Here is a 6,990-nt window from a genome sequence, read left to right on the forward strand (position 1 = left end):
AACGCGGGACAAGCATTGCGCCCGTCCCGCAAAACCATCAGCAGCAACTACCGCCCACTACGCAACATCTCCGCCGGCACATACTTACCGATCTCATACTTGCCAATCGCCGCCCGATGCACTTCATCCGGCCCATCCGCCAACCGCAGGGTACGCTGCATCGCATACATATAAGCCAACGGGAAGTCCCCGCTCACCCCTGCCCCGCCATGCATCTGAATCGCCCGGTCGATCACCTTCAAGGCGACGTTCGGCGCCACCACCTTGATCTGCGCGATCTCGCTGCGCGCCACCTTGTTGCCAACCGTGTCCATCATGTACGCCGCTTTCAGGGTCAGCAGACGCGCCATGTCGATCTCCATGCGCGAGTCGGCAATCTTGTCGACGTTGCCACCCAACCGCGCCAGCGGGCGGCCGAAGGCGGTGCGCGCGACCGAACGCTTGCACATCAGCTCCAGCGCCCGTTCGGCCATGCCAACCGAACGCATGCAGTGGTGGATGCGGCCTGGCCCCAGGCGACCCTGGGCGATCTCGAAGCCGCGGCCTTCACCGAGGATCACATTCTCGTAAGGCACTCGCACGTTCTCGAACAGCACTTCGGCATGGCCGTGGGGCGCGTCGTCGTAGCCAAACACCGGCAGCGGCCGGACGATCTTCACCCCCGGTGCATCGGTCGGCACCAGCACCATCGAGTGCTGCTGGTGGCGCGGGCCATCCGGATTGGACAAGCCCATGAAGATCATCACCTTGCAGCGCGGGTCACAGGCGCCGGAGGTCCACCACTTGCGGCCATTGATCACCCACTCGTCACCGTCGCGCACGGCGGTGGCGGCCATGTTGGTGGCGTCCGAAGAGGCCACGTCCGGTTCGGTCATGGCGAATGCCGAGCGGATCTCGCCACGCAGCAACGGCTCCAGCCACTGGCGCTTCTGCGCCTCGCTGCCATAGCGCACCAGCACCTCCATGTTGCCGGTGTCCGGCGCCGAGCAGTTGAACGGCTCCGGCCCCAGCAGCGAGCGGCCCATGATCTCGGCCAGGGGTGCATATTCCAGGTTGCTCAGGCCGGCGCCGTATTCCGACTCGGGCAGGAACAGGTTCCACAGGCCTTCGGCGCGGGCCTTGGCCTTGAGCGCTTCCATGATCGCGGTGGGCTGCCAGCGGTCACCCTCGGCGACCTGGCGCTCGAACACCGGTTCTGCGGGATAGACATGGGCATCCATGAACGCGGTCACGCGCTCGCGCAGTGCCTGGACCTTGGGCGAATAGGCGAAATCCATCGGGGCTACCTTCACGGTTCGAAGTACATGGACAGAGCCTAGAGCAGCCGCACTCAATCCACCTAGTCTATTTTCTACGTGTATAAACATTCATAACCGATATATGATCGCCCAATAATTCCAACAAAGAGCGGCGCCATGAACCTCAGCAAGGTCGACCTCAACCTGTTCATCGTTTTCGACGCGATCTACACCGAAGCCAACCTGACCCGCGCCGGACAAATCGTCGGTATCACCCAGCCTGCGGTCTCCAACGCACTCTCGCGGCTGCGCGAAACCTTCAACGACCCGCTGTTCGTGCGCACCGCCCAGGGCATGGTGCCCACGCCCATGGCGCAGAACATCATCGGCCCGGTGCGCAATGCCCTGGCGCTGCTGCGCACCTCGGTGCAGGAAAGCCGCATCTTCAACCCGCAGCAGGCCAACAAGACCTTCCGCATCAGCATGACCGACCTCACCGAGGCGGTGATCCTGCCGCCGCTGTTCCAGCGCCTGCGTCGCCTGGCCCCATCGGTGCTGATCGAAAGCTTCCCGTGCAAGCGCCGCGAAACCACCAAGGAGCTGGCCGCCGGACGCCTGGACTTCGCCGTCGATGCGCCGTTGAACACCGACCCCCAGGTGCGCCACGTCAAGCTCATGCAGGACCGCTACGTCTGCGCCCTGCGCCCGGGCCACCCGCTGGCCGACGCCAAGCTCACCCTCGATGCCTACCTGGGCATGACCCACATCCATATCTCCAGCCGCCGCAACGGCCTGGGCTACGTCGACCTGGCCCTGGGCAAGATGGGCGTGCAGCGCAAGGTCGCCTTGCGCTCGCAGCACTACCTGATGGCCTCCCAGGTGCTGCAACAGACCGACATGGCGATGACCGTGCCGGAACGCTTCGCCCGCCGCCATCAATTGCGTTACCAGCCGCTGCCGGTGGACGTGCCGGCACTGGAAACGCACCTGTACTGGCATGAAAGCACCGACCAGGACCCGGCCAACCGCTGGATGCGCGAGCAGATCATCGAGTTGTGTGAGCGCGTGGTGGCTGAGGAAGAACGGGCATTAGCCCCAGCGTGAATTGATTTCTACATTGAGCAGGATATGGAGAAATTTTTTCTCCATATCTCCCAATGCCGCCGAACAAAAGACAAATTCGTTTCGCCCCTCGCGGGTACGCTTGCTGCAACGAACGCCGATTCCACGGCGACAGCCACGGACCCGCCTCCATGCCAAGCGCCCCGCTCTATTTCGACTACGCCGCCACCACCCCCGTCGACGACCGGGTCATCGAGTCCATGCTCACCTGTCTTGGGCAACAAGTGAATTTCGGCAACCCCGCCTCCAGTGGCCACGCCTATGGCCAGGCGGCGCGTGAAACGGTCGAGTATGCCCGCCAACAAGTGGCCGAACGCGTCGGCGCCAGTGCCGATGAACTGGTGTGGACCTCGGGCGCCACCGAATCCAACAACCTCGCACTCAAAGGCATCGCCCAGGGCATGGGCCAGCCGGGCCACCTGATCACCAGCCAGCTGGAACACAAGGCGGTGCTCGATACCGTCAGCGAACTGGAACGGCAAGGGTGGACAGTCACCCGCCTGGCACCGGACGCCGCGGGCCTGATCCAGCCCTATGCGGTACAGGCGGCATTGCGTGCCGACACCCGCCTGGTGTCGTTGATGGCGGTCAACAACGAACTGGGTACCGTCACCGACTTTGCAAGCATCGGCGAACGGGTGCGTGCCCATGGCGCCTTGTTGCATGTGGATGCCGCCCAGGCCGTGGGCAAACTGGCCATCGACCTGCGCAACACGGCGGTCGACCTGATGTCGTTCTCGGCGCACAAGGTGTATGGCCCCAAAGGCATCGGTGCGTTGTACGTCGGCCCCCGCGCACGTGAGCTGATGCGTGCGCAGATGCACGGGGGTGGCCATGAGCGTGGACTGCGCTCGGGCACCTTGCCGACCCATCAGATCGTCGGCATGGGCAGCGCCTTCGCCCTCGCCGGCCAGCCCGGTGACAGCGAGCACCAGCGGTTGGAGCAGCTGGCCAAACGGCTGCGCGACGGGCTGCTGGCCCTGCCTGGGGTCAGCCTCAATGGCTGCCCGCAGCAGCGTATTCCCCATACCCTCAACCTGTGCATCGAGGCGCCGGGGTTCAACAGTGCGGCGTTGGCCAGTGAGCTGGCGTTGTCGACCACCTCGGCGTGCAATTCGGCGAGCAATGCGGCGTCGCATGTGCTGTTGGCACTGGGGCTGGATGAACAGCGGGCGCGCAAGAGCGTGCGCATCAGCATCGGGCGGTTTACCAGCGAGGCGCAGGTGGACAAGGCGATCGAGGTGTTTGCGCGGGTGGTGGCGGCGGGGGCGGTTGCGTTGTGGTGAGGGGCTCCTGGCGATAGATTTTTTGTGGATTTGAGATCGAGCGCCGCCCGCGCGGCGCTCGATCTCAACTACAACATCACAATCACGACATGCACCTTCACGCCCTCCCCAGTCAAAGGAAGGTAAACACCTTCGCAGCCGGCAACCGCGACTTGTTCAGCCCGGCATTGAAGTCCGCCTCGCTGCGGTAGCCCAGGCTCAACACCACCACGCTGGTGTACCCCTGCTCGCGCAGCCCCAGCTCGGCATCCATGATCTTGCTGTCGAAACCTTCGATCGGCGTAGCGTCCAGGCCATGGGCGGCAGCGCCGAGCAGCGCGGTGCCCAGGGCCAGGTAGGTCTGCTTCTCCATCCAGTGCTGCAGGTCTTTCTGGTCGAAGCGATGCAGGTTCACGTAGTGGCGCCGGCTCTGGTTCTGCCCGGCGCGGGCCTGCTCGTCACGAAAACGACCGTCGGCCGCTTCCTGGTCGAGCACCGTGTCCAGGTGCGCCTCGGTCATTTCAGTGCGGGTGCAGAACACGATGACATGGGACGCATCGAGAATCTTCGGCGTGTTGTAGGCATAACCGTCGACCGTGCTCTTGGCCAGGCGGGCCTTGCCCTCGGCGCTGTCGGCAACGATGAAATGCCAAGGCTGCGAGTTGACCGAGGACGGGCTGTGGCGCAACTGCTCAAGCAAGGCATCGATGGTGGCCTGAGGGATCTTGCGGGCGGCATCGTAGGCCTTGGTGGTGTAGCGGCGTTTGGCCAGGGAGACGGTGTCCATGCGGGTAACTCCAATACAGGGAAGAGGATTTGTGCCGCATACTATCTTTCCTGCAGATAAGAAAAACCGGCAGAATGCAGCAACACTTTCACCCCTGGAGTGAAAATGCTCCGCATCACCGACCTCGAACTGTTCGTGCGCAGCAGCGCGCTGGGCAGCTTCACTGCTGCGGCCCACGAGGCCGACCTGTTGCCCGGGCAAGTCGCCGCCGCGATCAAACGCCTTGAACGCGACCTCGACGTGCGCCTGTTCGCCCGCACTACCCGCAGCCTGCGGCTCACTGCCGAAGGTGAGCTGTACCTGCCCACCGCCCTCAACGTGCTGGAGAGCCTGCGCCAAGGGCGCGACAACCTGCACGGTGCGCACAGCACCCTGCGCGGCGTGCTGCAGGTGTCGGCGCCTTCCGACCTTGGGCGCAATATCCTCCTGCCGTGGTTGAGTGATTTTCGCCGCGAGCACCCCGACCTGAGCCTGCGCTTCTTCCTCTCCGACCAGGTTGCCGACCTGTTCCGCGACCCGGTGGACGTGGCCATCCGTTATGGCCTCAACGAAGAGGCCAACTACATCGCCCTGCCCTTGGCACCGTGGAATCGCCGCGTGCTGGTGGCCTCGCCGGATTACCTGGCGCGTCATGGCCGCCCGCAACAGGTCGACGACCTGCAGCAGCATGCCTGCCTGCTGTACCTGCAGCTGGGGCGGATCTATGACAAATGGCGGCTGGGCAACCGCACGGTGCAGGTCAGTGGCCCGCTGTTCAGCGACGACGCCGATGTGGTGCGGCGCTGGGCCCTGCTCGGCGAAGGCATCGCCTACAAGTCGTGGCTGGATGTCAGCGCCAATGTGGCCGCGGGCGAACTGGAGGTGCTGCTTGCCGAACACCCCGGCGAGCTCACGCCGGTGACCTTGGTTTGCCCGCATCGCAAGCAACTGTCGCCCGCCGTCTCGCAACTGCACCTGTGGCTGCGCGAACGCTTCACCGCCCTGCAGCCTGCACAAATGTTCTAAACCGTCCGCGCCGTCTACGGTAATGTGAACTGCCCTGTACAACCGCAGCCCCGCCGTCATGAGCAACTGGATCGACCTCAAGCAAGACGCCGTCACCGGCATCGAGTCGGTTCGCGCGCATTTCGTCGGCCATGCCTACGACCCGCACTGGCATGACAGCTTCCTGGTCGGTTTCACCGAACAAGGCGTGCAGCAGTTCGATTGCCGCCGGGTGCGCCACCGCAGCACGCCGGGGCACGTGTTCCTGCTCGAACCCGGTGATATCCACGACGGCCACGCGCCGACCGAAGAAGGCTTTACCTACTCGACCCTGTACCTGCAGCCGCTGTGGCTTGAGGCCGAACTGCGCGCGCTGTTCGAGCAGGCGCCGAGCGACAGCCTGCCGAGCATCGCCGACCCGTTGTGCCATGACCTGCGCCTGGCCGGCGCTACCGCCCGTGCCTTCCAGGCCGTGCATGGCGAGGAGCTGCGCATCGTACGGCAAACGGCCACCGATGACCTCATCAGTTGCCTGACCCGCCACCTGCACTGGCGCAAGCGCCTCAACCCAGACCCGCGCCTGCCGCTGACCGCGCAGCGGGCCCGGGACTACCTGCATGCCCACCTGGACCAGGACATCAGCCTCGATGACCTCGCGCTGGCCTGCGGCGTCGACCGTTTTCGCCTGACCCGGGCGTTCAAGGCGGCGTTCGGCCTGGCACCGCACGCCTACCTGATCCAGCTGCGCCTGGCCCGTGGCCGGCACCTGCTCGCCCACGGCCAGACGCCCAGCGAAGTGGCCATGGCCCTGGGCTTTGCCGATCAGAGCCACCTGGGGCGCTGGTTCCGTCGCGCTTACCAGCTGACCCCGGCGGATTACCGTCGCCGCTGCTCAAACCTTCCAGACTGACCCGCGGCAATGGCCGAGCATGGGGCTCTGATTACCCGGAGCCTCTCACCATGTCGCATTCGTTGTTGCCGTTCATCCTCTTCGCCCTGGTCGCCAGCATCAGCCCCGGGCCGACCAATTTGCTGATACTCGCCCATGGTGCACGCCGGGGGCTGCGCGCCAGCGTGGCGCCGATCCTGGCCGGCTGTGGCGCGGCGGCGGCGGTCGTGCTGCTGGTTGGGCTGGGGCTCGGCGAACTGCTGATGCGCCATCCGCTGGCCCAGCAACTGATGAGCTGGGCCGGGGTGCTGTGGTTGAGCTGGCTGGCGTGGCGCATTCTGCGCAGCGCGGGGCAACCGCTGGACGTCAGCGCAGACAAGCCCTTCAGTGCTTTTAGCGCCGCTTCCCTGCAAGTGGTGAACCCGAAGGTATGGATGATGGCCGTGGCGGTGATTGGCGTGTTCGCCGCGCCCATGCTGCCGGTCTGGCAGTTGGCGCTGGTGTTTCTGCTGATTGCGCTGCCGTGCATGACGGCCTGGGCATTGCTGGGGGTGGGCAGTGCGCGCTGGTTGCAGGCACCGGAGCGGTTGCTGTGGTTCAACCGGGGGTTGGCGGGGATGTTGCTGGTGTCGGCTTGGGCTGCTTTGCTGGGCTGATGGTGTTGGTGGCTGTACCGGCCCTATCGCCGCGGTTCGTCGCCACGAC

General features: G+C 65.0%; 7 protein-coding genes. 5 read left to right on the forward strand and 2 right to left on the reverse strand.

All coding sequences use genetic code 11. From position 1 onward, the window contains the following. Positions 1-47 precede the first annotated feature (47 nt). Entirely contained in the window at positions 48-1,277 is a 1,230-nt protein-coding gene (locus PMI38_RS22605) for an acyl-CoA dehydrogenase (protein ID WP_008099287.1), read from the reverse strand. A gap of 138 nt (positions 1,278-1,415) precedes the next feature. Between PMI38_RS22605 and PMI38_RS22610 the strand changes: the two genes are divergently transcribed. After that, positions 1,416-2,342 (forward strand): LysR family transcriptional regulator, encoded by a 927-nt coding sequence (locus PMI38_RS22610; protein ID WP_008099292.1) that lies wholly within the window; start codon positions 1,416-1,418, stop codon positions 2,340-2,342. 149 nt (positions 2,343-2,491) lie between these two features. Then, positions 2,492-3,646, forward strand: a complete 1,155-nt coding sequence (locus tag PMI38_RS22615; RefSeq protein ID WP_008099293.1) for a cysteine desulfurase family protein — start codon at positions 2,492-2,494, stop codon at positions 3,644-3,646. Between the two features lie 112 nt (positions 3,647-3,758). Here the strand turns inward: PMI38_RS22615 and PMI38_RS22620 are convergent, their stop codons facing one another. Continuing rightward, positions 3,759-4,412 carry an oxygen-insensitive NAD(P)H-dependent nitroreductase NfsB gene (locus PMI38_RS22620; RefSeq protein ID WP_008099294.1) on the reverse strand — a complete coding sequence of 218 codons (654 nt, stop codon included), beginning with the start codon at positions 4,410-4,412 and terminating at the stop codon, positions 3,759-3,761. Positions 4,413-4,517: 105 nt separating this feature from the next. On the opposite strand from PMI38_RS22620, the gene PMI38_RS22625 reads away from it, so the two are divergent. The 3 genes from PMI38_RS22625 to PMI38_RS22635 are packed head-to-tail and all read left to right on the forward strand — an operon-like array spanning position 4,518 to position 6,941. Further along, on the forward strand, positions 4,518-5,417 hold the full coding sequence (locus PMI38_RS22625) for a LysR family transcriptional regulator (RefSeq protein WP_008099295.1): 900 nt from the start codon (positions 4,518-4,520) through the stop codon (positions 5,415-5,417). 58 nt (positions 5,418-5,475) lie between these two features. Continuing rightward, a complete protein-coding gene (locus PMI38_RS22630; protein WP_008099297.1) occupies positions 5,476-6,306 on the forward strand; it encodes an AraC family transcriptional regulator in 831 nt (276 codons plus the stop codon). A gap of 50 nt (positions 6,307-6,356) precedes the next feature. After that, positions 6,357-6,941: a LysE family translocator gene (locus tag PMI38_RS22635; protein WP_008099299.1), complete on the forward strand. Its 585-nt coding sequence runs from the start codon at positions 6,357-6,359 to the stop codon at positions 6,939-6,941. The last annotated feature ends 49 nt before the right edge of the window (positions 6,942-6,990 follow it).

It is taken from the genome of Pseudomonas sp. GM84 (assembly GCF_000282535.1).
In the GTDB taxonomy this organism is placed as follows: Bacteria; Pseudomonadota; Gammaproteobacteria; order Pseudomonadales; family Pseudomonadaceae; genus Aquipseudomonas.